The organism is Massilia yuzhufengensis, assembly GCF_900112225.1.
Lineage (GTDB): Bacteria > Pseudomonadota > Gammaproteobacteria > Burkholderiales > Burkholderiaceae_D > Telluria > Telluria yuzhufengensis.
This window is the reverse complement of the sequence record NZ_FOLD01000009.1, coordinates 85,853-109,799: the sequence shown is the minus strand read 5'-3', so window position 1 is coordinate 109,799 and position 23,947 is coordinate 85,853. Positions and strand designations below refer to the sequence as shown.

The 23,947-nt window shown below is 68.3% G+C and carries 20 protein-coding genes; 16 read left to right on the top strand and 4 right to left on the bottom strand.

Annotated elements, in window-relative coordinates; genetic code table 11:
- Positions 1 to 5 precede the first annotated feature (5 nt).
- The gene (gene nudC / locus BM031_RS10220) at positions 6 to 827 is read right to left on the bottom strand and encodes an NAD(+) diphosphatase (protein WP_091874529.1); all 822 of its coding nucleotides are present in this window, start codon (positions 825 to 827) and stop codon (positions 6 to 8) included.
- A 165-nt stretch (positions 828 to 992) separates the two neighbouring features.
- On the opposite strand from nudC, the gene BM031_RS10215 reads away from it, so the two are divergent.
- Entirely contained in the window at positions 993 to 2,669 is a 1,677-nt protein-coding gene (locus tag BM031_RS10215; protein ID WP_091874437.1) for a carbamoyltransferase C-terminal domain-containing protein, read from the top strand.
- Between the two features lie 58 nt (positions 2,670 to 2,727).
- On the opposite strand, the gene BM031_RS10210 is transcribed toward BM031_RS10215, so the two are convergent.
- Together BM031_RS10210 and BM031_RS10205 are read right to left on the bottom strand one after the other, a co-directional pair.
- Positions 2,728 to 3,153 carry an organic hydroperoxide resistance protein gene (locus BM031_RS10210; protein WP_091874435.1) on the bottom strand — a complete coding sequence of 142 codons (426 nt, stop codon included), beginning with the start codon at positions 3,151 to 3,153 and terminating at the stop codon, positions 2,728 to 2,730.
- Between the two features lie 183 nt (positions 3,154 to 3,336).
- Positions 3,337 to 4,347, bottom strand: coding sequence for a LacI family DNA-binding transcriptional regulator (locus BM031_RS10205; RefSeq protein WP_091874433.1), 1,011 nt, complete (start codon positions 4,345 to 4,347; stop codon positions 3,337 to 3,339).
- Positions 4,348 to 4,576: 229 nt separating this feature from the next.
- On the opposite strand from BM031_RS10205, the gene BM031_RS10200 reads away from it, so the two are divergent.
- The 6 genes from BM031_RS10200 to BM031_RS10175 all read left to right on the top strand — a co-directional run bounded on the left by BM031_RS10200 (position 4,577) and on the right by BM031_RS10175 (position 13,995).
- The gene (locus BM031_RS10200) at positions 4,577 to 6,991 is read left to right on the top strand and encodes a TonB-dependent receptor (RefSeq protein WP_091874432.1); all 2,415 of its coding nucleotides are present in this window, start codon (positions 4,577 to 4,579) and stop codon (positions 6,989 to 6,991) included.
- A 70-nt stretch (positions 6,992 to 7,061) separates the two neighbouring features.
- Entirely contained in the window at positions 7,062 to 8,423 is a 1,362-nt protein-coding gene (locus BM031_RS10195; protein ID WP_091874430.1) for a GH1 family beta-glucosidase, read from the top strand.
- 26 nt (positions 8,424 to 8,449) lie between these two features.
- On the top strand, positions 8,450 to 9,493 hold the full coding sequence (locus BM031_RS10190; protein WP_091874429.1) for a glucokinase: 1,044 nt from the start codon (positions 8,450 to 8,452) through the stop codon (positions 9,491 to 9,493).
- Positions 9,480 to 10,817, top strand: coding sequence for an MFS transporter (locus BM031_RS10185; protein WP_091874528.1), 1,338 nt, complete (start codon positions 9,480 to 9,482; stop codon positions 10,815 to 10,817). The genes BM031_RS10190 and BM031_RS10185 overlap by 14 nt, the downstream gene beginning before the upstream one ends.
- Positions 10,814 to 13,009 carry a heme-degrading domain-containing protein gene (locus BM031_RS10180; RefSeq protein WP_091874427.1) on the top strand — a complete coding sequence of 732 codons (2,196 nt, stop codon included), beginning with the start codon at positions 10,814 to 10,816 and terminating at the stop codon, positions 13,007 to 13,009. The genes BM031_RS10185 and BM031_RS10180 overlap by 4 nt, the downstream gene beginning before the upstream one ends.
- Positions 13,009 to 13,995, top strand: coding sequence for a Gfo/Idh/MocA family protein (locus BM031_RS10175; RefSeq protein ID WP_091874426.1), 987 nt, complete (start codon positions 13,009 to 13,011; stop codon positions 13,993 to 13,995). The genes BM031_RS10180 and BM031_RS10175 overlap by 1 nt, the downstream gene beginning before the upstream one ends.
- Here BM031_RS10175 and BM031_RS10170 read toward each other — a convergent pair.
- Positions 13,977 to 15,752 carry an ABC transporter ATP-binding protein gene (locus BM031_RS10170; RefSeq protein WP_091874424.1) on the bottom strand — a complete coding sequence of 592 codons (1,776 nt, stop codon included), beginning with the start codon at positions 15,750 to 15,752 and terminating at the stop codon, positions 13,977 to 13,979. The two genes, BM031_RS10175 and BM031_RS10170, sit on opposite strands and share 19 nt — an antisense overlap.
- A gap of 127 nt (positions 15,753 to 15,879) precedes the next feature.
- Between BM031_RS10170 and BM031_RS10165 the strand changes: the two genes are divergently transcribed.
- From BM031_RS10165 to BM031_RS10125, 9 genes are all read left to right on the top strand, one after another.
- On the top strand, positions 15,880 to 16,317 hold the full coding sequence (locus tag BM031_RS10165; RefSeq protein WP_091874423.1) for a hypothetical protein: 438 nt from the start codon (positions 15,880 to 15,882) through the stop codon (positions 16,315 to 16,317).
- Positions 16,318 to 16,430: 113 nt separating this feature from the next.
- Positions 16,431 to 17,306 carry a universal stress protein gene (locus BM031_RS10160; RefSeq protein ID WP_091874421.1) on the top strand — a complete coding sequence of 292 codons (876 nt, stop codon included), beginning with the start codon at positions 16,431 to 16,433 and terminating at the stop codon, positions 17,304 to 17,306.
- A gap of 31 nt (positions 17,307 to 17,337) precedes the next feature.
- On the top strand, positions 17,338 to 20,256 hold the full coding sequence (locus BM031_RS10155) for a monovalent cation/H+ antiporter subunit A (RefSeq protein WP_091874419.1): 2,919 nt from the start codon (positions 17,338 to 17,340) through the stop codon (positions 20,254 to 20,256).
- Positions 20,256 to 20,600 (top strand): Na+/H+ antiporter subunit C, encoded by a 345-nt coding sequence (locus BM031_RS10150; protein WP_091874417.1) that lies wholly within the window; start codon positions 20,256 to 20,258, stop codon positions 20,598 to 20,600. Before BM031_RS10155 ends, BM031_RS10150 begins: the two co-directional genes overlap by 1 nt.
- An 8-nt stretch (positions 20,601 to 20,608) precedes the next feature.
- Complete coding sequence (locus BM031_RS10145; RefSeq protein ID WP_091874415.1) at positions 20,609 to 22,234, top strand: monovalent cation/H+ antiporter subunit D; 1,626 nt, start codon at positions 20,609 to 20,611, stop codon at positions 22,232 to 22,234.
- Positions 22,231 to 22,749 carry a Na+/H+ antiporter subunit E gene (locus BM031_RS10140; RefSeq protein WP_091874412.1) on the top strand — a complete coding sequence of 173 codons (519 nt, stop codon included), beginning with the start codon at positions 22,231 to 22,233 and terminating at the stop codon, positions 22,747 to 22,749. Before BM031_RS10145 ends, BM031_RS10140 begins: the two co-directional genes overlap by 4 nt.
- The gene (locus BM031_RS10135; RefSeq protein WP_091874410.1) at positions 22,733 to 23,011 is read left to right on the top strand and encodes a K+/H+ antiporter subunit F; all 279 of its coding nucleotides are present in this window, start codon (positions 22,733 to 22,735) and stop codon (positions 23,009 to 23,011) included. Before BM031_RS10140 ends, BM031_RS10135 begins: the two co-directional genes overlap by 17 nt.
- Positions 23,008 to 23,409 carry a monovalent cation/H(+) antiporter subunit G gene (gene mnhG / locus BM031_RS10130; RefSeq protein WP_091874409.1) on the top strand — a complete coding sequence of 134 codons (402 nt, stop codon included), beginning with the start codon at positions 23,008 to 23,010 and terminating at the stop codon, positions 23,407 to 23,409. Before BM031_RS10135 ends, mnhG begins: the two co-directional genes overlap by 4 nt.
- A gap of 56 nt (positions 23,410 to 23,465) precedes the next feature.
- Positions 23,466 to 23,912, top strand: coding sequence for a GNAT family N-acetyltransferase (locus BM031_RS10125; protein ID WP_091874407.1), 447 nt, complete (start codon positions 23,466 to 23,468; stop codon positions 23,910 to 23,912).
- The last annotated feature ends 35 nt before the right edge of the window (positions 23,913 to 23,947 follow it).

Genomic DNA, 23,947 nt, shown 5'->3' with positions numbered 1-23,947 from the left:
CTGGCTTAGCGTCCCGTTGGGCGGTGCGCGTCCACCAGCACGCTCGACACCGAAATGTGCGGCACCGGTTCGGGCCATTCGTCATGGGGCCCGAACCAGCGCGCTTCCGCGATCTCCGACGCGTCCACCCGGATCTCCCCATCGAGGTAGTCGGCGGTGAAGGCCAGCATCAGCGAATGCGGGAAGGGCCAGGACTGGCTGGCGAAATAGCGCAGGTTCTGCACCCGCAGGCCCACTTCTTCGAACACCTCGCGGTGGACCGCTTCTTCCACCGATTCGCCCGCCTCCAGGAAGCCGGCCAGCGGCACGAAGCGCTTGGTGGGCGAGGCCAGGTGCATGGCCAGCAGCACGCTGTCGCCCTTTTTGATCAGGACCATCATCGCCGGCGAGATGCGCGGATAAGCCATGTGGCCGCACTGCGGGCACTTGAAGCAGCGCTCGCCGGTCGCCAGCACGGTGCCGCTGCCGCAGGCGCCGCAGAAGCGGTGGGTGCGCGCCCATTCGGCCACCTGCGCGGCGCGCGCCGCCAGTCCCACTACCTCTTCGTCCATCTCGCCGAACAGCGAGCGCAGGCCGCGCAGCGCGTAACCGGGCGGCAGCACGGGCTCGCTGTCGAACCAGCCGGTCTCGCAATAGCGCTCGCCGTACAGGCCGAGCGGCTGCAGGCGCGCGCGGTCCACCTCCAGGCGATCGAGCAGCGCGGCATCGGGCAGCGCCAGGCCGTCTTCGCGCACCAGCAGGCGTCCGCCATGGAACAGGAAGCTCAGCGGCGCAGGGTCGGGGCGGGGTGCGAACAGCGGGGTAAACGAGGCGGGTGTCTGGAGCATGGCCATGGCAGGGATCGGATAGATGCGTCGATGATACCGCCTTTCCGGACGCCGCCCTGTCCCCTGCCCGGATACCGCCTTCCTTCAGCGTTGCGCTGAACTAAACCCTGCTCAACAGGCTCAAAGATGAGCTGAACGCGGCTTTGTTCCCAACCTGGAGGAAACATGGATGACACCCCCGTTGTGCTTGGCATTAACCGGACCGAGGACGCCAGCATCTGCCTGATGCACGGCTCGCACCTGGCCTGGGCGATCCAGAAAGAACGCCTTACCCGCCAAAAGCACCAACGGGGCACCCCCGGCGACCTGCGCGAGCACTACCTGCCGCGCCTGCCCGGGCTCGACCGGCCGATCGACATCGTGGTCGAATGCTTCCCGCCAGACGAAACCTCCGGGCGCCTGCCGCTCTATGGCGGCGACCTCGCCTCCACCCTGGCGCTGGCCCCGGGCAGCCGGCACGCGCGCCTCTCGCACCACCTGGCCCACGTGTACAGCGTGTTCCACCCCTCGCCGTTCGACGAGGCGGCCGTGATGGTCATCGACGGCCAGGGCAGCCATGTGGCCGGCTTCACCGACCACTGGAGCGGCGCCGCCAGCACGCCCGGCCACTGGCGCGAAGTGTCTTCCTTCTACACCGCCAGCCGCGAGCGCGTGCACTGCATCGGCAAGCAGGTGTGGGACCGGGACGACGGCCGACTCGTCGGGCTCGGCATGTTCTATACCTTGCTGACGCAGGCGATCTTCCCCGGCGAAGGCAACGAAGGCAAGGTGATGGGCCTGGCCGTGTATGGCGACCCGGCCGCGCTTGGCCTGGGGGCGCTCGACGTCGATGGCCCGGCGGTGGGCGTCCCGGCCGCCTGGCGCTCGCTGCTGCGCGAGCGCAGCCGCTTCCGCTTCGGCAGCGCGGAAGCGCGCTTCACCGACTGCGCCAACCTGGCCGCGGCCGGCCAGCGCGCCTTCGAAGACGCGCTGCTCGCGCTGGCGCACTGGCTGTACCGGCAAACCCGGGCCGAGCACCTGTGCCTTGCCGGCGCCGCCTTCAACTGCACCGCCAACCAGCGGCTGCTGCGCGAGACCCCGTTCCGGCGCGTGTTCCTGCCGCCGGCGCCGGGCAAGGCCGGCGCCGCGCTGGGCTGCGCCCTTTACGGGCTCACCGAGCTGGGAAAGCAGCGCTGCGGCTTTCGCTGGAGCGGCGACTACCTCGGCCCGCCGCCGCAGCTGGCCGACATCGAAGCGGCGCTCGACGGCGCGGGCGACTTCATCATCGAACGCCCGCGCGGGCGCGACGCGCTGTGCGCGCGCATGCTCGACCTGCTGTGCTCGGGACGGGTGTTGGGCCTGTACCAGGGAGGCAGCGAATTCGGCCCGCGCGCGCTGGGCCACCGCAGCATCCTGGCCGACCCGCGCCGCGACCGCATCCGCGACTGGATCAATGCGCGCGTGAAGGGACATGAGTGGTTCCGCCCGCTGGCGCCGGTGGCGCCGCAGGAGCGCGCGCCCGTGTACTTCGATGTCGCCGGCAACGCCCCTTTCATGCAGTTCGCCGCGCCGGTGCGGCCCGAAGTCGCGCCGATGCTGCCCGCCATCACCCATGTGGACGGCAGCGCGCGCCTGCAAACCGTGGGCCCGGCCGACGACCCGCTGCTGCGCGCCCTGCTGGCCGGCTTCGAAGTGCGCACCGGGCTGCCGGTGCTGCTCAATACCTCGTTCAATGGCAAGGACGAACCCATGGTCGAGACGCCCTTCGACGCGGTGGCCGCCTTCCGCAAGCTGCCGCTGCATGCGCTGGCGATGCCGCCCTTCCTCGTCACCAAGCGGCGCGAACCGGAGCTGCCGGTGTGAAGCAGCCCCGGCCCTGCGCATTGCGCATTGCGCATTGCGCATTGCGGCGCACCTTACATCACACCAGCTGCAAGGTCACTTCGATATTGCCGCGCGTTGCATTCGAATACGGACACACCAGGTGGGCACGCTCGACCAGGGTGCGCGCCTGTTCTTCCGGCACGCCCGGCAGGCTCACCTGCAGCAGCACTTCGATGCCGAAACCGGCCGGGATCGGACCGATGCCGACGCTGCCCTGCACCGACACGTCCGGCGAGATCGCCAGCTTGTCGCGTGCGGCGACGAATTTCATCGCGCCCAGGAAGCAGGCCGAATAGCCGGCAGCGAACAGCTGCTCCGGGTTGGTACCGTCGCCGCCTGCGCCGCCGAGTTCCTTCGGGGTCGACAGCTTGACGTCGAGTGCGCTGTCCGATGAGACGGCGCGGCCGTCGCGGCCGCCGGTTGCGGTGGCGCTTGCACGGTAGAGAACTTTATCGAGTGCCATGGTGATGCTCCTTGGTGGTGACGGGACGGGCCCGTGTAGTTAAGCGATTAAATCGCGCGCTATTTGATTCCTGCTGTTCGGTGCTGTGCTGCGACCTTGGAAGCGATAATACATAGCGCGCTATTTAATTGCAAGCGATATTTTAAAGCGTACATTGCCGGTCCCGTGCGGCCAGCAACCCCCTCAGATCCGGCGCACCGACTCGCGCACCACCAGGCCCACGGCCGGCACCTCCGTCTCCGGGTGTTCATGCCCCAGCATGCCCAGCATCATGCGGCCGATGTTGGTGCCCACTTCGTACAGCGGCTGGCGCACGGTGGTCAGCGGCGGCGTCGTGTACATGGAACTGTGCAGGTCATCGAAGCCGACGATCGAGATGTCGTCCGGCACCCGGATGCTGCGCCGGTACAGCGCCAGGCGGGCGCCGTAGGCGGTCAGGTCGTTGCCGGCGAAGATCGCGGTGAAGCGCTGGTTGGAGGCGAGCAGCTGGTTCACCGCCAGCAGGCCGCCGGATTCCTGGAAGTCGCCCGGAACGATCAGCGCCCCATCCACCTCGATCTTGTGGCGCGCCAGCGTGTCGCGGTAGCCTGCCAGCCGCGCGCGCGCATCCTCGTGGTCGGCCGGGCCGGTGATCATGGCAATGCGGCGATGGCCCTGCTCGACCAGGAATTCCACCGCTTCGCAGGCGCCACGGTAGTTGTCCAGCCCGAAGCTGAGCACCCGCTCGCCCGCCACCTGGCGCCCGAAGGCGACGATCGGCACCCGCTTCGAAAAGCCCAGGATCTGCGCGTCGCTCATGTTCCCGGTAAGGATCGCCACGCCATCGACGCGGCGCGCGATGAGCAGCTCGACCCGTTCGGCTTCTTCGTCGGCATGCCAGTGGCCGCTCATGATGAGCAAGGCGTAGCCGGAATCCTTGACGGCATCCTCGATGCCCACCATGGCGCGGTTGAAGTAGCCGCTCTCAAGCGACTGGGTCAGCACGCCAATGGTGCGGGTGCTGCCCATCTTGAGGCTCTGGGCCAGGCGGTTCGGCTTGTAGTTGAGCTCTTCGATGACGCGCTCGATGGTCCGGCGCTTGTCGTCCGACACCTTGGCGGTGCCGTTCAGGAAGCGCGATACGGTGGCGGGCGACACGCCGGCGGCCTGGGCCACGTGGTGCAGGGTCGAGGTGCTGCTCTCGTCGTTTTTCATGAAGGCATTCGCAGTGGTCTTTTGCCGAGCTTACCACGCCATGAAAATCTTTCATAGCTTTGCCCCCTGCTGTTCCAGAACAAGCGTTCGTTAACTTTTTCAAAATTTCGTTTGACTTCTTCTCCCAAGCGAAATTAGTATGAAATCGTTTTCAAGATTTATGAAACCGTTTTCTTGAAACGCCGGCACAAGACCATCGAATACCAATAATCCGAATACTGGAGACAACATGAACCACCCAGCACCGCAGCCCCGGCGCGCCCTGCGCTCGCCCTTCGCCCCGATCCCGCTCGCCGTCCTGATCCTCGTGGCCGGCATCGGCAATGCCGCCGCCCAGACGGCCTCCACGCCCGCACCCGTGCCGGCCGCTACCGAGGCCAACGGCATGGCCGAAGTCATCGTCACCGCCACCAAGCGCTCCACCTCGCTGCAAAAGACCCCGATCGCCATCACCGCCCTGAGCGCCGCCACCCTGGCCGACAACCACGTGCAGACCATGCTCGACGTGGTGCAGCTGGTGCCCGGCTTCCAGGCCACGTCGCAGGGCGACCACGGCGTCACCACCATGACCCTGCGCGGCATCGGCAACGACAGCGCCAAGACCCAGTACGCCGACCCGGAAGTGGCCTCCTTCGTCGACAACGTGTATTCGCCGCGCGCCGAAGGCGCCACCGCGCTGATGTTCGACGTCGAGGGCATCGAGGTGCTGCGCGGCCCGCAGGGCACCCTGTGGGGCCGCAACTCCACGGTCGGCGCGGTCAACATCCAGACCGCCAAGCCGGAACTGAACAGCCGCGCCGGCTACGTGGAAGGCGGCATCGGCGACTACCACCGCTACGGCATGCGCGGCGCGGTCAATGTGCCGCTGTCCGACACCGCGGCCCTGCGTTTCGCCATCGTCCACGAGCAGCACGACGGTTACGTCGACTACCAGAAGTTCCCGGGCGTGCCGGTCGAGCAGCAGCGCGCCGCCTACCTGGCCGCCGGCGGCGCCGCGGCCGCCTTCCGCCCGATCAACCCGAACGACTTCGCCGTGGGCGACCGCAAGTACAACGCCCAGGACCAGAGCGCCGCGCGCGTGAGCCTGCTGTGGCACATCCTGCCGTCCCTGCAGTGGAACGTCGCCTACGAGAAGTTCTCGGACCGCGGCACCCCGAGCGCCAACCTGATGCAAACCCCGCGCGCCGGCCAGCAGCACTGGTCGACCCTGAGCGACAGCGCGCCCTGGATCGAACGCGACAGCCACAACGTGCGCAGCCGCCTGAGCTGGGACATCAGCCCCGACCTGGCCCTGCACTACATCGCCGGCTTCTCCAAGTACAAGGGCACGATGCGCTTCGACCAGGATGGCGGCGCCACGGTGCCGACCTCGATCATCTCGGGCGCCAAGTGGCAGGAGCACACCACCACCGATTCCGACTACCGCAGCCAGAGCCACGAGGTGGAGCTGCAGTCGACCGGTACCCGCACCGTCGACTGGCAGGTGGGCCTGTACTACGGCGGCGAGAAGAACAGCATCCGCTTCGACATCCCGATCATGGAAGGCACCAAGGACAGCGGCAAGGTGGCGTGGCAGGGTTCCTTCATCCAGCCGCGCGAGACGGTCGACTCCAGCGCCGCCTTCGGCCAGGCCACCTGGAACGTAAACAGCCAGCTGCACCTGACCGGCGGCGTGCGCTACACCCACGACAAGCGCGAGAACGTCGGCGGGCGCGCCTATACCTGGCGCGGCAACCTGAACGCACCGGGCATCCCGCTGAACCCGTCGATCGACCCGCGCACCCATGCCGGCCTGCAGGCAGACGTGCCGGGCAACGACGGCACCTTCAGCGGCAGCAAGGTCACCTGGCTGGGACGCGTCAACTACGACCTAAACAAGGACAACATGGTCTACGCCAGCGTCTCGACCGGCTACAAATCCGGCGGCACCCAGGACCGCGGCCTGACCTACCAGCCCGAGACCCTCACCAACTACGAAGTCGGCTCGAAGAGCGCCTTCATGAACGGCGCGGTCAAGGTCAATAACGCCCTGTTCTACATGGACTTCAAGGACTTCCAGTTCAATTCGCCCGTCAACTTCTCGGACGGCGGCCGCGGCCTGTCGATCGAGAACGCCGAAGGCGCCGAAGTCTATGGCCTGGAGTCCGAGATCGCCGCGCGCCTGTCGCCGGACGACCGCCTGTCGCTCAGCGTGGCCCTGCTCAAGACCAAGCTGGGCGCGCTGGTGGCCGGCTCCAACGACTACACCCTGCCGAGCCCCTGCGTGGCCAAGCCGGAATTCGAGCGCTGCCTGGACGTCACCGGCAACACCCTGCCGCACGCGCCACGCTTCTCCGCCACCCTGATGTACCAGCACACCTTCCGCCTGAACAACGGCGCGACCCTGGTGCCGCGCGTGACGGCCCACTACGAGACCGATGCGGAGCTGAGCGTGTTCAACCTGGGTCCAGAAGACCGCCAGGAATCCTGGGCCAGCGCCGACCTGGGCCTGCGCTACCAGAACAAGGGCTGGTGGGTCGACGCCTTCGTGCGCAACGTGGGCGACAAGAAGGTCAAGACCAGCGCCTTCAACGGCTTCGGCCCGTGGCTGGCGCAGTACAAGCCGCCGCGCACCATCGGCATCAATACCGGCATCGATTTCTGACGCCGCCGCACGGCGCGCCCGCACCCGCGGCGGGCGCGCCGCTTTTCACCTGCAATCACGAACCTGCCTCATGACCAAGCGCACCTCCTTCGATTCCGAATTCGACACCGCCGACGCCTTCCCCGCCGGCTTCACCTGGGGCGTCGCCACCAGCGCCTTCCAGATCGAGGGCGCGTCCAGCGCCGACGGCAAGGGCCCATCGATCTGGGACACCTTCTGCGCCGACCGCGCCAACATCAAGGACGCCAGCGACGGCACCGTGGCCTGCGACCACTACCACCGCTACCGCGAAGACGTGGGCCTGCTGGCCGGGCTCGGGGTCGACGCCTACCGCTTCTCGATGGCCTGGTCGCGCGTCCAGCCGGACGGCAAGGGCGCCTGGAACGAACAGGGCTTCGACTTCTACGACCGCCTGCTCGACTCCCTGGCCGAAAAGGATATCCGCGCCCACCTGACGCTCTACCACTGGGACCTGCCGCAGGGCCTGCAGGACGATGGCGGTTGGCTCAACCGCGACACCGCACACCGCTTCGCCGACTACGCGCATGAAGTCACGCGCCGCTTCGGCCGCCGCATCGAGGCCATCGCCACCCACAACGAGCCCTGGTGCACGGCCAACCTCGGCTACGGCAACGCCCAGTTCGCGCCCGGCGTGGCCGACCTGAAGCAGTCGATCCAGGTGTCGCACCACCTGCTGCTGTCGCACGGCCTGGCGATGCGCGCCATGCGTGCGCTGAACACCCCGGCGCAACTGGGCATCGTCCTGAACCAGTGGACCGCCGACCCGGCCACCGATTCCCAGGCCGACCGCGACCTGGCCGCGTTCGAGTACGCGCGCTCGACCCAGTGGTTCATGGACCCGATCTTCAAGGGCCACTACCCGGAGCTGGCACTGCGCGCCCACGGCGCCAACGCGCCCCAGGTGCAGGAGGGCGACTTCGACATCATCCGCCAGCCGATCGATTTTTTGGGCTGTAACTACTACTTCCGCGCCTGGTGCAGCGCCGAGACGCCGCCGCGGCCGATGCCGGGCAAGCTCGGTTTCACCGACATGGGCTGGGAGATCCACCCGCAGGGCCTGCCGGAACTGCTGCTCAAGCTCAAGCAGGAATACGACCTGCCGCCGATCTACATCACCGAGAACGGCATGGCGCATGCCGACGTGGTGGTGGACGGCCACGTGCACGACCAGGAACGGATCGCCTTCGTGCGCAGCCACCTGGACGCGCTGCACGAGGCGATCGCCCAGGGCGTGGATGTGAAAGGCTACTTCCTGTGGAGTTTGCTGGATAATTTTGAATGGAACTCCGGCTACAGCAAGCGTTTCGGCATCGTCCATGTCGACTACGCCACCCAGCAGCGCACCCTGAAGGACAGCGCGCTGTGGTACCGCGAGTTCCTGGCCGCACGCGCCTCCAAGAGCGCAGGCTAGACACCAATAAAGAACGAGGAGGAGACATGCACGACACATCCTGGCGCCTGCTGGCCGACATCGGAGGCACCAATGCACGCTTCGCGTTGGAAGCCGGCGCGGGCGGCCTGCACACCGCCCTGACCCTGCCCTGCGCCGACTACCCGCGCTTCGAAGACGCCGTCCACGCCTACCTGGCCCACGCCAACGTGCCCGTGGCGCACGCGGTGGTGGCCATCGCCAACCCGGTCGACGGCGACGCCATCCGCATGACCAACCATCACTGGGCCTTTTCCATCGAGGCTGCGCGCGCCGAGCTGGGACTGGCCACGCTGCTGGTGGTGAACGACTTCACGGCGCTGGCGATGGCCCTGCCTGGGCTGGGCCTGGACGAACGGATGCAGGTCGGCGGCGGCGTGGCCCGCGCCGGCAGCGCCATCGGCCTGGTCGGCGCCGGCACCGGCCTGGGTGTTTCGGGCCTGGTCCCGGCGGGCGAGCGCTGGGCGCCCCTGCACAGCGAAGGCGGGCATGTCGCGTTTTCCCCGCTCGACGAGCGCGAAGTAGCGGTGCTGCGCTACTGCTGGCAGCGCTACGACCATGTATCGGCCGAACGTTTTGTTTCCGGTCCCGGCATTGCGCTGGTGCGCGAGGCGCTGGCCGCCGGCCGCGGCATCGCACCCGATGCCGGCCTCACGCCGGCCGCCATCGTGGAACGCGCCTTGTCCGGCGGCGACGCCCTGAGCCGCGAAGCGGTGGACTGCTTCTGCGGCATGCTCGGCACCGTGGCCGCCAACCTGGCCGTGACACTGGGCGCCCAGGGCGGCGTCTATATCGGTGGCGGCGTGGTGCCGCGCCTGGGAAGCTATTTCGCAGAATCTCCGTTCCGCGCCCGCTTCGAGAAGAAAGGCCGCTTCAGCGCCTTCACCGCCCGCATCCCCACCTGGGTGATCACCGCGCCCTACCCCGCACTGGGCGGCGCCGCGCGCATCCTGGCCGAGCACCTGGACCGGCAGCCGGCCGCACCCGCGCGCCGCCGCCTGCGCGCGGCCCCGCTCACCTCCCACCTGGATGCCGGCCATGCGCAGCGCTAAGCCCGCGGCCTCGCCTCTGCTGTGGGTGCCGACCGGCTACTTCACGATGGCGCTGGGCTACGTGATGCTCACCAGCGTCACCGCCATCATGTTCAAGAACCTCGGCATGGACAACGGCCGCGCGGCCCAGTATTCGAGCCTGCTGATCCTGGCCTACACCATCAAGCCGCTGTTCGCGCCTTTCGTCGAGATGTACCGCACCAAGAAGTTCTTCGTGCTGTGCGCCCAGGTACTGGTGGGCCTGGGCTTCGCCGGGGTCGGGCTGGCGATGGGGCTGCCCGGCTACATGGGCTTCTTGATGGCGCTGTTCTTCGCCCTGTCCTTCATCGGCGCGACCCAGGACATCGCCAGCGACGGCGTCTACGTCACCTCGCTCGACAGCCGCGCGCAGTCGCTGTACTGCGGCATCCAGAGCCTGTCCTGGAACATCGGGCCGATCGTCGCCGCCGGCGGCATGGTCTACCTGAGCGGCTACCTGCACACGAGCGTGTTCGGCCACGATCCCACCGTGTTCGGTCCGGACTGGATCGACGCCTGGCGCATCATCTTCTTCCTGGCCGGCGGCCTGACCCTGTTAATGGCGCTGTGGCATGCGCGCGTGATGCCGGAAGGCGCGCGCGCGGCCGACACGCCGGCCGGCGTGCGCGACGCCGGGCGCATCCTGCTCGACGCCTTCGTCACGCTGTTCCGCAAGCGCGGCGTGTGGCGCATGATCGCTTTTGCCTTCCTGTTCCGGCTCAGCATCGGCTTCCTCGAGAAGATCGGCCCCTTCTTCATGGTCGACCCGGCGTCGAAAGGGGGGCTGGGCCTGTCCAACGAAATGCTCGGCCTGGTCTACGGCACCTACGGGCTGGCGGCGGTGCTGCTCGGCTCCCTGCTGGGCGGCCTGTACGTCGCCCGGCGTGGCCTGAAGGCGACCCTGTTCGTGCTGTGCTGCGCGGTGAACATCCCGAACGTGACCTTCCTCCTGATGAGCATCTGGCTGCCATCGAGCCTGCTGGCCATCACGGCCGGCGTCGTGATCGAGAAGTTCTTCTTCGGCTTCGGTTCGGTGGGCTTCATGATCTACCTGATGCAGCAGCTGGCGCCCGGCAAGTACACGACCACCCACTACGCCTTCGGCACCGGCCTGATGGGCCTGTGCGGCCTGGTCACCGGCGTGATCAGCGGACACCTGCAAGAGATGCTGGGCTACGTCAGCTATTTTGTGTTCGTCATGGTCGCCACCATTCCGTCGTTTCTCGCGACCTGGTACGCGCCCTTCCACCACGACGACGGCAGCGCGGCAAAGCCGGATGCGGCGGGCAAGGCGGTGCCGGCATGAAGCGCCAGGCCTTGTGCCTGCTGTGGCTTGCCGCCTGCAGCGCGATCGCGGCGCCAGCTGCCATCAAGCTCAACCAGCTCGGCTTCCTGCCCGCGGCGCACAAGCTGGCGGTCGCGCCGGCAGGGGCGGGCGGCCGCTTCGACATCGTCGACGCCGCCAGCGGCAAGGCGGTGTTCAGCGGCGCGCTGGGCAGCCCGGCGTCCTGGGACGCCGCCGGCGAGACGGTGCGCATCGCCGATTTCTCCGGCTTTGCCGCGCCCGGCCGCTACCGCGTAAAAGTGGAGGGGCTGGCGCCATCCGACGCCTTCGCCATCGGCGCCGACGCCTACCAGGCGCTGGGCGCGGCCGCGCTCAAGGCCTATTACTTCAACCGCAGCGGCACCGCGCTGGCGCCGCGCCATGCCGGCGCCTACGCCCGCCCGGCCGGCCACCCGGACGACCGGGTGCTGGTCCATGCATCGGCCGCATCCGGCGCCCGGCCTGCCGGCACCGTGATCTCCGCCCCAAAAGGATGGTACGACGCGGGCGACTACAACAAATACCTGCCCAGCTCGGGCATCGCCACCTATACGCTGCTGGCGGCCTACGAGCACTTCCCCGGCTGGTTCGAGCGGCTGGATGTGAACATTCCCGAGTCCGGCAACGGCGTGCCCGACATCGTCGACGAGGCCATGTGGAACCTGGAATGGATGCTGGCGATGCAGGACCCGCTGGACGGCGGGGTGTACCACAAGCTCACCAACCTGACATTTGATGCGATGGTGCTGCCGCACCAGGCCATGAAGGCGCCGCGCTATGTGGTGGCCAAGAGCACGGCGGCGGCGCTGAACTTCGCCGCCACCATGGCTACCGCCAGCCGCGTACTGGCCCCCTACCAGCAGCAGTATCCCGGCATGGCCGCGAAAATGCTGGCCGCGGCCGAGCGCGCATGGCAGTGGGCCGCCGCCAACCCGGCGGTGCTGTTCAAGAATCCGCCGGACGTGCTCACCGGCGAATACGGCGACGCGCGGGTCGACGACGAACTGGCATGGGCGGCGGCGGAACTCTACATCGCTACCGGCAAGGACAGCTACTACCTGGCGATGCAGCCGGAAACCGTGTCCGCCACCTACCCCGCCTGGGATGACGTGCGGGGCCTGGCGTGGATGTCGCTGGCCCACCACCGCGCGCGCCTGACCCCGCTCGCCGACCGCGCCCTGATCGCCGCGCGCGTCGGCGGCCTGGCCGCGCGCCTGGCGGCCCAGTGGCGCAGTTCCGGCTACCGGGTACCGATGAAGGCGGAGGATATCGTCTGGGGCAGCAATGCCGTGGTGCTGAACCAGGCCATGATGCTGGTGCAGGGCTACCGGCTGGACGGCAACCGGGATTCCCTGGCGGCGGCGCAGTCGGCGCTCGACTATGTGTTGGGCCGCAACCCGCTCGGCCGTTCATTCGTGACCGGCTTCGGCGCGCGGCCGCCGCTGCATCCGCACCACCGGCCCTCGCAAGGCGACGGCGTAACCGCACCGGTGCCCGGCTGGGTGGCGGGCGGCCCGCAGCCCTTCCAGCAGGACAAGGCCGAATGCCCGCCCTATTCCAGCCGCCTGCCGGCGCTGTCCTGGCTCGACCACGTGTGCAGCTACGCCAGCAACGAGGTCGCCATCAACTGGAACGCGCCGCTGGTCTACCTGGCCGCGGCGCTGTCCGAACTGACCCCGAAAGCGAACAACATGAGCCAAGGCAGCACCGCGCTGGACCTCCTGCGCCGGCAGGAAGAGGTCCTGCAATTCGACAGCTTCAGCAATACCGCCGCGCTCGAGATCGGGACGCGGCTGGTCGACCTGGCGCGCACCAGGAAGCAGGCCATCAGCGTCGAGATCGCGCGCAACGGCCAGGTGCTGTTCGCGCACGCCATGGACGGCGCGCCGCTGGACCACGCCCACTGGATCCGCCGCAAGAGCGCGCTGTCCAACCGGACCGGGCACAGCTCCTTCTACGTGCATACCGAAGTGCTGCAGGCCGGCGGCGACATCGACGCCATTCCCACGCTTGACCCACGGGAGTATGCTGCGCATGGGGGCGCGTTCCCGGTGCGGGTCCGGGGCACCGGCCAGGTCGGCACCATTACCGTCTCGGGCCTGCCGGGCCCGATTGATCACCGCCTGGTGGTGAGCGTGCTGAAGGATTACCTCAACATCGAGGAGGAACTGTGATGGACGCTACGGTGAGGTGGGGCATCCTGGGCACCGGCGGCATCGCCCGCGCCTTCGCGCTCGGCCTCAAGCATGCGCCCGGGGCGGTGCTGGCGGCGGTCGGTTCACGCACACCGGAAGGCGCGCAGCGCTTCGCGCATGAACTCGGCATTCCCGCCGCCTACGGCTCCTACGAGGAGCTGGCCGACGCGCCCGGGGTCGACATCATCTACATCGGCACACCACACACCCTGCACGCCGAAAACGCCATGCTGGCCCTGAACGGCGGCAAGGCCGTCCTGTGCGAAAAACCCTTCGCCATGAATCGCCACGAAGCCGGCCAGGTCGTGGGCCTGGCGCGGGCGAAAAACCTGTTCCTGATGGAGGCGATGTGGACCCGCTTCATGCCGGCGCTGGCCGAGGTGCGGCGCATCATGGCCTCCGGCGAGATCGGCACCGTCACGCAAGTCCACGCCGACTTCGGCTTCTCGGCCACCACCGACCCGGAACACCGCGTCAACAAGCGCGAACTGGGCGGCGGCGCCCTGCTCGACCTGGGCATCTATCCGCTGTCGATCGCCTGCGCGCTGCTGGGCAAGGCAAAGTCCGTGCAGGCCCAGGCCATCATGAGCGATACCGGCGTGGACGCCACCACCGCCTTCACCATGAAGCACGCGGGCGGCACCTTGTCGGTCTGCAGCTGCTCGATCCGCGCCCGCTCGGCGTCCGAACTGGTGGTTTCGGGCACCGGCGGCAGCATCCGCATGCACCGCATGTTCCACCTCGCGGACCGCATCACGGTCGACCTGCAGGACGGCTCCTCGCGCACCATTCCCACGCCCTGGCTTGGCAACGGCTACACGCATGAAGCCATCGAAGCAGGCCGCTGCCTGCGCGACGGCCTCATCGAGCACCCCTTGATGACGCACGAGGACACGCTGTCGCTCATGGCCCTGCTCGACGAGATCCGCGGGCAGATCGGGCTGCGCTACCCGTCGGACGATTGATCCGGCAACTGCGGCACCGGGCGCTCGCCGATCTGCTGGCGCCACATCGCGTAATACAGCCCCTTGAGCGCCACCAGCGCATCGTGCGAGCCGGTTTCGACCACACGGCCCTTTTCCAGCACGAAGATGGTGTCCGCGTGCATCACGGTGGAGAGCCGGTGCGCGATCAGTATGGTGATCTGGCTGGCCCGCGCCGAAATGCTGCGCACGGTGTTGGTGATCTGCTCTTCGGTCAGCGAATCGAGGGCGGAGGTGGCCTCGTCGAAAATCAGCAGGCGCGGCTCGCGCACCAGGGCCCGGGCGATCGACAGGCGCTGCTTCTCGCCGCCCGACAGCTTCATGCCGCGCTCGCCGATGATGGTGTCCAGCCCCTCGGGCGACTTGGCCAGCAGGGTGGCGCAGGAAGCCTGCTCCATCGCGGTGACGATCTGCGCATCGGTCGCGTCGGGCTTCACGAACAGCAGGTTGTCGCGGATGCTGCCGGCGAACAGGTTGGTTTCCTGGGTGACGAAGCCGATCTGGCGGCGCGCCTCGTTGTAGCGCAGGTCTTCGGTCGAGATCTCGTTGTAGAACACCCTGCCGCGCGCCGGCGTGTACAGCCCCACCAGCAGTTTCACCAGGGTCGACTTGCCCGAGCCGGACGGCCCCACGAAGGCCACCGTCTGGCCCAGGCTGGCACTGAATGAGATATCGACCAGCGAATCCTCCAGCGCGCCCTTGTGGCGAAAGCCCACGTCGGCGAAGCGGATCTGCTCCAGCGGTCCGATCTCGACGAAGTCCTGCGGGCGGCGCTCGATCGGCTTGTCCATCAGCGCGCGGAAGTTCAGCAGCGAGGCCTCGACCTCGCGGTGGGCCAGGATGATGTTGCCCAGCTCCTGCAGCGGCGCGAAGATCGCCACCGAGATGAACTGCATCGCAATCAGCTCGCCCGGCGAGAGCACGTCGCGGAAGATCAGCCACAGCAGCGCAAACAGGATCGCCAGTTTCAGCAGGCTCAGGGTACTCCCCTGCAGGAATGAGAGCATCCGGATGCGCTTCACCTTTTCCATCTCGAGCGCGAAGATGCTGTCGGTCTGCGCCTTCAGGCGCCGGATCTCGGTGAAGGTCAGGCCCAGGCTTTTAATCAATTCGATATTGCGCAGCGACTCGGTGATGAAGCCGGAATTGCGGTTGGTCTCGCGCACGATCGAGCGCTGCTGGGTCTTGATCTCGCGGCTCAGCATCCCGGTGAGGCCGCCCAGCACCAGCACCCCGACCAGGAACACCGGCACCAGCAGCCAGTGCTTGGTCACCGCATACCAGACCAGGAAGCTCACCCCGACCAGCGAGGCGAAGACGGTATTGATGAAGGTGTTGATGAAGCGCTCGCTGTCGGCGCGCACCTTCTGCAGCAGCGACAGCGTCTCGCCGCTGCGCAGGTCTTCGAATTCCTGGTATTTCAGGCGCAGCACGTGGCGCAGCCCGTCGTTGAAGATCGCCACGCCGAGCTTTTGCACCACCAGCCGCGTGACATAGTCCTGCAGCGCCTTGAACAGGCGCGCCAGCAAGGCCACCGCCACCGCGATCCCGAGCAGGCGCAGCACGCCCGACACCAGCTCGGCGTCGCTCATGCTGCCGGGCTTGAGGGCGTAGTCGTCGATGATCTTGCCGAAGATGATAGGGTCGACCAGGTTCAATACCTGCGCGAGGCCGGCCAACAGCAACGCAAGCAGGGCCAGGCGCCAGTGCGGGCGCAGGTAAGTCCAGAGGATGTGCATGTTGGCATCTTACCAATGCATCCAGCCGGGGCGCGCACGGCCGGCTTTACCTTGCTTTACATTTCCAGCCCTGCGCCCGCGCTGGCGGGCGCCGTTAAAGAAGGACGACATTCACGCAAGGACGATCATGGTCAGCAGTATCGGCAGCACCACCGTGGCCCAGGCCACCGCGACGCAGGCCGCGCCAACCCGGACCGAAGAGCGCACGCCTGACGCCGCGCCCACCGCCGGCGAGGCAGCCGGCACCGCTGGCGCCACCGACGACAGCGTCGAGACCCTGAGCGCGCTCTCCAGCGCCACCGCCCGTGTCGGCAACCAGCTGCGGGCGCAGGCGGATGCGTCGCGGGTGCAGCCGGCCGCGTCCAGCGAGCTTGAGGCGACGGACTACATCGCCGAGGCCGATACCAACTCGGACAAGAAGGTCAGCGACCAGGAACGCATCGCCTACGAAAAGAAGCTGGAACAGCAGGCCGCGGCCAAGGCCCCGCAGGACCGCTCGGCCGAGGTGCAGATGGCCTATGGCCTGGCCGACGAGGCCGAACCGGCGGTGGCGACCAGCGCCTGATTCCCGCTCCGGCGCGGACAGATTGCGGCGTGTGCCTGAAGTAACGCGTTGCCTTAATCCATGTAAAAACAGTAGAGTAGCGATATTTGCCACTGTCCGAGCATGGAGACCGCATGAACGACAGCACCCCCGCCCTGCCGCCGCAACGCCTGCTGCTGGCCACCGACCTGTGCGCACGCTGCGACCGTCCGCTCGAGCGCGCCAAGCAGCTGGCGCGCGAATGGCAGACCGGCCTCGCGGTGCTCACCGTGCGCGACGGGCCGCAAACGCCTGACGAAGTCGCCTCCTGGCTCGACGGCGACCAGCGCGTCCCCGCCTTCGAGCTCGCCGCCCGCCGCGAACTGGCCGAGGAATTCGCCGGCTCTGGCGTGGCGCCCACCCTGCAGGTGGCCGAAGGCGACGTCGCCGACGGCATCCGCGCCACGGCCGCCGCCATGCAGGACGCGCTGGTGGTCATGGGCGCCTCGCGCAACGACTCCTTCCAGGAACTGATCCTCGGCTCGACCGCCGAACGCCTGTCGCAGGACCTGCCGCAGCCGCTGCTGGTCGTGCGCCGGCGCACCCGCGGCAGCTACCAGCGCATCCTGGTGGCGAACGATTTCTCGGAAGCGGCGCGGCGCGCGCTCGAAACGGCGGCCGCCTTCTTCCCGGGCCGCCGCATCACGCTGTTCCACGCGCTCGAGGGCAGCGCCGGCGCCGCAGGCGAGGTCGCCGCCGATGCGGTCCAGGACGCGCTGGCCAGGAGCGAACTGTTCCTCGACGCCTGCACCCTGCCGGGCGGGGCGCGCGCGCGCATCGCCCCCGTCATCGGCCATGGCCGCGTGACCGAGGCCGTCACCCGCCACGTGCAGGACCAGGCGATCGAACTGGCGGTGCTGGGCGTGCACCGGCACTCGGGCATGGCGCGTGTCTTCATGGGCACCCGCAGCAGCGACCTGCTCCAGCACCTGGCCTGCGACACCTTGTTGGTGCGGGCAGCCGATGGCTGAGCCTAACGCGCCCCCGGCGAGGAGCTGACCGATGCTCCTGCTGCTGCTCCTGCTGCCCTTCGCCGCCTCGTTCATCGCGGCCTGCATGCCCTCCGATTCGCGCGACCGCCCGGCCGCCGTGGCCGGCCTCGCCACCCTGGCGGCGCTGGCCGTCGCCATCGCCCACTTCGACCGCATCGCCGCCGGCGCGGTGCCGCAGGAGCGCTTCGCCTGGCTGCCCGACTACGGCCTGGACATCGTGCTGCGCATGGACGGCCTGGCCTGGGTGTTCACCGTCATGGTGCTGGGCATCGGCCTGCTGGTGCTGCTGTACGCGCGCTACTACATGTCGCGGCGCGACCCGGTGGCGCGCTTCTATTCCTACATGATGGCCTTCATGGGCGCCATGCTCGGAGTGGTCCTGTCGGGCAACCTGATCCAGCTGGTGGTGTTCTGGGAGCTCACCAGCTTCACGTCCTTCCTCCTGATCGGCTACTGGCAGGAACGCAACGACGCGCGCCGCGGCGCCCGCATGGCGTTCACTGTCACCACCATCGGTGGGCTATGCCTGCTGGCCGGGGTGCTGCTGCTCGGCCACATCGCGGGCAGCTACGAACTCGATGCCGTGCTGGGCGCCGGCAACCTGATTCGCGCGCACGACTGGTACGTGCCGGCCCTGGTGCTGGTCTTGCTGGGGGCGCTGACCAAGAGCGCGCAGTTCCCCTTCCACTTCTGGCTGCCGCACGCGATGGCCGCGCCCACGCCGGTATCGAGCTACCTGCACTCGGCCACCATGGTCAAGGCCGGCATCTTCCTGCTGATCCGCCTGTGGCCGGCGCTGGCCGGCACCGAAGAATGGACCTGGATCCTGGGCAGCGCCGGCGTGTGCACCCTGCTGATCGGCTCCTTCTTCGCCATCTTCCAGCACGACATGAAGGGCCTGCTGGCCTATTCCACCATCAGCCACCTCGGCCTGATCACCGTGCTGCTCAGCATCGGCACCCCGCTGTCGGTGGTGGCGGCGGTGTTCCACACCATGAACCACGCGGTGTTCAAGGCTTCGCTGTTCATGGCGGTGGGGATCATCGACCACGAAAGCGGCACCCGCGACATGCGCCAGCTGCGCGGCCTGAGGCGCGCCATGCCGCACACGGCGGCGCTGGCCATCGTCGCCAGCGCGGCGATGGCGGGCGTGCCGCTGATGAACGGCTTCCTCTCCAAGGAGATGTTCTTCGCCGAGACCATGATCGTCGGCGGCAGCGAGAACTGGTGGATGTCGGTGGCCGCCGTGCTCATGGGCCTGTTCAGCGTGGTGTATTCGCTGCGCTTCATCAGCGTGTTCTTCGGCCCGCTGGCGCGCGACCTGCCGGACGAACCGCACGAGCCGGCGCGCTGGATGCGGGTGCCGATCGAATGCCTGGTGCTGCTCTGCATCGCGGTGGGCGTGATGCCCGAGCGCGTGGTGGGCGACGTGCTGGCGGTGGCCGCGCACTCGGTGCTCGGTCCCACCATGCCCGAATACAGCCTGGCGATCTGGCACGGCGTCAACCTGCCGCTCCTGATGAGCCTGGTGGCGCTGGCCGGCGGCGTGGCGAGCTACCTGGTGCTGCGCGACCGCTTCGAACTGGCGGGGCGCGACCGGGTGCCGGTGCTGCACCGCCTGAAGGGCGCGCAGATCTACGAGAACACCATGCTGGCCCTGTCGCAGGGCGCAGCCTGGCTGCTGCGCTGGACCGGGACCCGGCGCCTGCAGCCGCAGCTGCTGGTGTTGATGGTCGCCATGGTCGCGGTGCCGCTGCTGCTGGCGCGTCCGCTGCAGGCACTCTCCTTGCCGCCGCTGGGCGGCATCCATCCGCTGTTCGCGCTGCTCTGGCTGATCGGCGCCGGCTGCGCGGTGGCCGCGGCCTGGAAGGCCAAGTACCACCGGCTCGCGGCACTGGCGCTGGTGGGCGGCACCGGCCTGGCCACCAGCGTCACCTTCCTGTGGCTGTCGGCGCCCGACCTGGCGCTGACCCAGCTGATGGTCGAGACGGTGACCACGGTGCTGATTTTGCTCGGCCTGCGCTGGCTGCCGCCGCGCTTCCCGCCGGCCCACCTGGGCCCGCACGTCCCGCCGCGCGCCTGGCTGCGCCGCGCGCGCGACGCGCTGGTGGCCACCGCCGGCGGCCTGGGACTGGCGGCGGCCAGCTACGCGGTGCTGACCCAGCCGCTGGCGACCAGCAGCGCCAGCATCCGCGACTTCTTCGTGCTGCGCGCCCTGCCCGAAGGCGGCGGCGCCAACGTGGTCAACGTGCTGCTGGTGGACTTCCGCGGCTTCGACACCATGGGCGAGATCACCGTGCTGTCGGCGGTGGCGCTGACCGTGTACGCGCTGCTGCGGCGCTTCCGTCCGGCGCCGGAGAGCATCGCCATTCCGGTGCAGCAGGCCAGCGACGTCGACCCGGCCGTCAATCAGAAGCCGGCGCAGCAGGCGCGCGACGGCTACCTGATGGTGCAGGCCGTGTACCTGCGCTTCCTGCTGCCGGTGATGGGCGTGATCGCCGTCTACTTCTTCATGCGCGGGCACAATCTGCCCGGCGGCGGCTTCGTGGCGGGACTGATCTTCGCCACCGCCCTCATCGTCCAGTACATGGTGGCCGGCACCGACTGGGTCGAATCGCACCTGCGCCTGCGCCCGCACCGCTGGATCGGCTGGGGCCTCGTCACCGCCTGCGTCACCGGCCTGGGCGCCTGGCTGTTCGGCTACCCCTTCCTCACCAGCCACACGGCGCACGTGACGCTGCCGCTGCTGGGCGAGCTGCACCTGCCCTCGGCCTTCGTGTTCGACCTGGGAGTGTTCCTGGTGGTGGTCGGCACCACCATGCTGATCCTGGTGGCGCTGGCGCACCAGTCGCTGCGCAGCCACCGCACCCCACCCACCGCGGGCCGCAGCGCCGCCGCGATCATCGCGCCCGTGAAGGAGATCCAGTAATGGAAACCGTGCTCGCCCTGAGCATCGGCATCGTGTTCGGTTCCGGCATCTGGCTGGTGCTGCGCCCGCGCAGCTTCCAGGTCTTGACCGGCCTGATGCTGATGTCCTACGCCGTCAACCTGTTCATCTTCGCCATGGGCCGGCTGACGGTGGACCAGCCGCCGCTCACGCCGGCCGGCACGATGCCCGACCCGGCGCTGCTGGCCGACCCGGTGCCGCAGGCGCTGGTGCTCACCGCGATCGTGATCGGCTTCGCCACCACCGCCCTGTACCTGGTGGTGATGATCGGCGCGCGCGGCCTCACCGGCACCGACCACGTCGACGGGGAGGAACCCGAAGCGTGAGTCTGCTCATGAACCTGGACTGGACCCGCCACCTGGTCGTCGTCCCGGTGCTGCTGCCGCTGCTGTGCGGCGCGGTGCTGGCGCCGCTGACGCAGGGCCGCCACCGCCTGAAGTTCGGGCTTGCCTATGCCTCGGTGCTCGGGCTGCTGGCCAATGCACTGGCGCTGGTGGCGCTCACCGATGGCGGCTGGCCGGGCGGCATCGGGGTCTACTTCGCCGCCAACTGGGCCGCGCCCTTCGGCATTGCCCTGGTGGCCGACCGCCTGTCGGCGGCAATGCTGGTGCTGGCCGCGGTGCTGGCCCTGGCCGCGCTGCACTACGCCCAGCCGCGCTGGAGCCGCATCGGCGTGCACTTCCATTCGCTGTTCCAGTTCCTGCTGATGGGGATCAACGGCGCCTTCCTCACGCACGACCTGTTCAACCTGTTCGTGTTCTTCGAAGTGATGCTGGCCGCGTCCTATGGCCTGGTCCTGCACGGCTACAACGTGGCGCGCCTGCGCGCCAGCATGCAGTACATCGCCGTTAACCTGGCCGCCGCCCTGCTGTTCCTGGTCGGCGTTGCGCTGATCTACGCCACCACCGGCACCCTCAACATGGCCGACCTGGCCGGGCGCATCGCCACGCTCCCGGCGGACAACCTGGTCTTGCTCAAGGTAGGCGTGTGCGTGCTGGCGCTGGCCTTCCTGGCCAAGAGCGCCATGTGGCCGCTGGGTTTCTGGCTGCCCACCACCTATGCGGCGGCCTCGCCGCCGGTGGCCGCCATGCTGGTGCTGATGACCAAGGTCGGCGCCTATGTAATCCTGCGCATCTGGCTGCTGGTATTCCCCGACAGCGCCGGCGAAGCCGCCCACTTCGGCTACCAGGCCCTGATGTGGGGCGGCATGGCGACCATCGTGTTCGGCGCGGCCGGCATGCTGGCCACCGATACGGCCGGGCGCATGGCCGGCTACGCGGCCATCGTTTCGTCCGGCACGCTGCTGGCGGTGATCGGCTACGGCCAGCAGTCGCTCGTCACAGCCGGGCTGTATTACTTCATCGCCTCGACCATCGCGATCGCCGCCTTCGTGCTGCTGATCGAACTCATCGACCGTATCCGCACGCCGGGCGCCGCGATGCTGGCGCTGACCATGGAGGCGTATGCGGTCGAGGACACCCCGGCCGAGCCGAAGGGACGCGGCGTGCCCGCCGCCATGGCCTTCCTGTCGCTGGCCTTCGCCGCCTGCGCGCTGATGATCGCCGGCCTGCCGCCGCTGTCGGGTTTTGTTGCCAAGTTCGGCCTGTTCCACGCGCTGCTCAATCCGGGGCCTGGCGTGCCGGCGATCGCCGGCGCCGGCTGGACCCTGATGGCGCTGGTGTTCACCTCCGGCCTGATCGCCATCGTGTCGCTGATGCGCTTCGGCGTGCGCACCTTCTGGGCCGCCGACGCCGTCGCGCCGCCGCGCCTGCACACGGCGGAAGTGCTGCCGGTGGCGGCGCTGCTGCTGGTGTCGGTGCTGCTGACGATCCACGCGCAGCCCGTGTTCGGCTACCTGGCGCGCGCCAGCGGCGACATCCACCGTCCCGCCCTGTACATCGAGCGCGTGCTCGGCACGCCGCCCGTGCCCGGCCCCACTCACGCACCGGAGGCCCCATGACTCCGTGGCTGCCCTTCCCCATCGTGTCGCTCATGCTGTGCGCGCTGTGGCTGCTGCTGAACCAGGCGATCGACCCGGCCAACGTCCTGTTCGGCGCGGCGCTGGGCATCGCGGTGCCGCTGCTGTCGCGCCGGCTGCAGCCGTTCGGCTATCCGCGCCTGCGCAAGCCGCTGACCTTCCTGCGCCTGATGGGCATGGCCTCCGTGGAAGTGGTGCGCTCCTGCTTCAACGTCTGCCACATCATCCTGTTCCGCGACTATGCGACCGTGAAGGCGCAGTTCATGCGCATCCCGCTGGACCTGCGCGACCCCTACGGCCTGGCGATGCTGTCCTGCCTGATCAACATGACGCCGGGGACGGTGTGGGTGGAGCTGCTGCCGGAGCGGCACGAACTGTCGCTGCACGTGTTCGACCTGCACGACCAGCAGTGGTGGATCGACACCATCAAGGGGCGCTACGAGCGGCCCCTGATCGAGATATTTGAATCGGAGGACGAGAATGGAAACCGTGCTTGAACTGTCGATCGGCTATGCGATGGTCTGCGTGCTGCTGGCCATGGTGTTCTGCGCCGTGCGCCTGCTGGTGGGCCCCTCGGGCCACGACCGGGTGCTGGCGCTCGATACGCTGTGGATGTGCGGCATGCTGCTGGCCCTGGTGCTGGGCATCCGCTTCGGCACCCAGGTGTACTTCGAGGTGGCGATCCTGGTCGCGCTGGTGGGCTTCGTCTCCACGGTGGCGATGGCGAAGTTCCTGATGCGCGGGGAGATCATCGAATGAGCGGCATCGAGCATATTCCCGCCTGGGCCGCGCTGCCGGTGGCGCTACTGCTGGTGATCGGCGCCACCATCATCCTGATCGGCGCCCTCGGCCTGCTGCGCCTGCCCACCTTCTACCAGCGCATCCACGGTCCGGCCATCACCGTGACCCTCGGCGCCGGCTGCCTGCTGCTGGCCTCGATGCTGTACTTCACGGTGGCGCAGTCAAGGCTGGTGATCCACGAGATCATCATCGCCGTGTTCCTGTTGATGACGGCGCCGGTGGTGTCGATGACGATCATGCGGGCGGCCGTGTACCGCGACCTGCGGATGCGCAAGCACGATGCGGGGGCGACGGCGGGGGATGTGTATGCGATCCTGGACGAGCCGGGGGAAGGAAAAACGCCGGGCGATCGGTGAGCTTGCGGCGCTTGTGGCACCATCGGCATCGCGTTCAACTATTTTAATAATCAGACATGACCACGATCCGCCAGGCCGGTGTCGATGACGCCCCGGCCATCGCACCGCTGTTCGACGCCTATCGCCAATTCTATGGCAAACCTTCCGACCCGGACCTCGCGCACAGCTTCATCGAAGAGCGCCTGGCGAATGCGGAATCGGTGATCTTCCTTGCCGTCGACGATGCGGGCCGAGCCATCGGCTTCGTCCAGCTGTATCCGTCGTTTTCGTCGGTCTCGGCGGGACGCGTGTATGTCCTGAACGACCTCTTTATTGCACCAGAGGCGCGGCGCGGTTCGGTGGCCACCGAGCTGATGGCGGCCGCGGCCGGGTTCGCGCGCGGGCGCGGCGCACTGCGCCTTTCGCTGTCGACCGGCATGTCCAATCTCGCGGCGCAGTCGCTGTACGAGCGGCAGGGCTGGGTGCGCGACCAACAGTATTTCCACTACAGCCTGGCGCTGTAAAAGCCGCTGCAGGAGAGAAAAAAGCCCGCCTTCTT

Excerpts from the sequence above, each read along its gene's own strand:
- BM031_RS10195 (WP_091874430.1), top strand. The coding sequence starts at position 7,062 with ATGACCAAGCGCACCTCCTTCGATTCCGAATTCGACACCGCCGACGCC.
- BM031_RS10175 (WP_091874426.1), top strand. The coding sequence starts at position 13,009 with ATGGACGCTACGGTGAGGTGGGGCATCCTGGGCACCGGCGGCATCGCC.
- BM031_RS10140 (WP_091874412.1), top strand. The coding sequence starts at position 22,231 with ATGACTCCGTGGCTGCCCTTCCCCATCGTGTCGCTCATGCTGTGCGCG.
- BM031_RS10150 (WP_091874417.1), top strand. The coding sequence starts at position 20,256 with ATGGAAACCGTGCTCGCCCTGAGCATCGGCATCGTGTTCGGTTCCGGC.
- BM031_RS10200 (WP_091874432.1), top strand. The coding sequence starts at position 4,577 with ATGAACCACCCAGCACCGCAGCCCCGGCGCGCCCTGCGCTCGCCCTTC.
- BM031_RS10190 (WP_091874429.1), top strand. The coding sequence starts at position 8,450 with ATGCACGACACATCCTGGCGCCTGCTGGCCGACATCGGAGGCACCAAT.
- nudC (WP_091874529.1), bottom strand. The coding sequence starts at position 827 with ATGCTCCAGACACCCGCCTCGTTTACCCCGCTGTTCGCACCCCGCCCC.
- BM031_RS10155 (WP_091874419.1), top strand. The coding sequence starts at position 17,338 with ATGCTCCTGCTGCTGCTCCTGCTGCCCTTCGCCGCCTCGTTCATCGCG.
- BM031_RS10170 (WP_091874424.1), bottom strand. The coding sequence starts at position 15,752 with ATGCACATCCTCTGGACTTACCTGCGCCCGCACTGGCGCCTGGCCCTG.
- BM031_RS10180 (WP_091874427.1), top strand. The coding sequence starts at position 10,814 with ATGAAGCGCCAGGCCTTGTGCCTGCTGTGGCTTGCCGCCTGCAGCGCG.
- BM031_RS10215 (WP_091874437.1), top strand. The coding sequence starts at position 993 with ATGGATGACACCCCCGTTGTGCTTGGCATTAACCGGACCGAGGACGCC.
- BM031_RS10160 (WP_091874421.1), top strand. The coding sequence starts at position 16,431 with ATGAACGACAGCACCCCCGCCCTGCCGCCGCAACGCCTGCTGCTGGCC.
- BM031_RS10210 (WP_091874435.1), bottom strand. The coding sequence starts at position 3,153 with ATGGCACTCGATAAAGTTCTCTACCGTGCAAGCGCCACCGCAACCGGC.
- BM031_RS10165 (WP_091874423.1), top strand. The coding sequence starts at position 15,880 with ATGGTCAGCAGTATCGGCAGCACCACCGTGGCCCAGGCCACCGCGACG.
- BM031_RS10185 (WP_091874528.1), top strand. The coding sequence starts at position 9,480 with ATGCGCAGCGCTAAGCCCGCGGCCTCGCCTCTGCTGTGGGTGCCGACC.
- BM031_RS10125 (WP_091874407.1), top strand. The coding sequence starts at position 23,466 with ATGACCACGATCCGCCAGGCCGGTGTCGATGACGCCCCGGCCATCGCA.
- mnhG (WP_091874409.1), top strand. The coding sequence starts at position 23,008 with ATGAGCGGCATCGAGCATATTCCCGCCTGGGCCGCGCTGCCGGTGGCG.
- BM031_RS10135 (WP_091874410.1), top strand. The coding sequence starts at position 22,733 with ATGGAAACCGTGCTTGAACTGTCGATCGGCTATGCGATGGTCTGCGTG.
- BM031_RS10205 (WP_091874433.1), bottom strand. The coding sequence starts at position 4,347 with ATGAAAAACGACGAGAGCAGCACCTCGACCCTGCACCACGTGGCCCAG.
- BM031_RS10145 (WP_091874415.1), top strand. The coding sequence starts at position 20,609 with ATGAACCTGGACTGGACCCGCCACCTGGTCGTCGTCCCGGTGCTGCTG.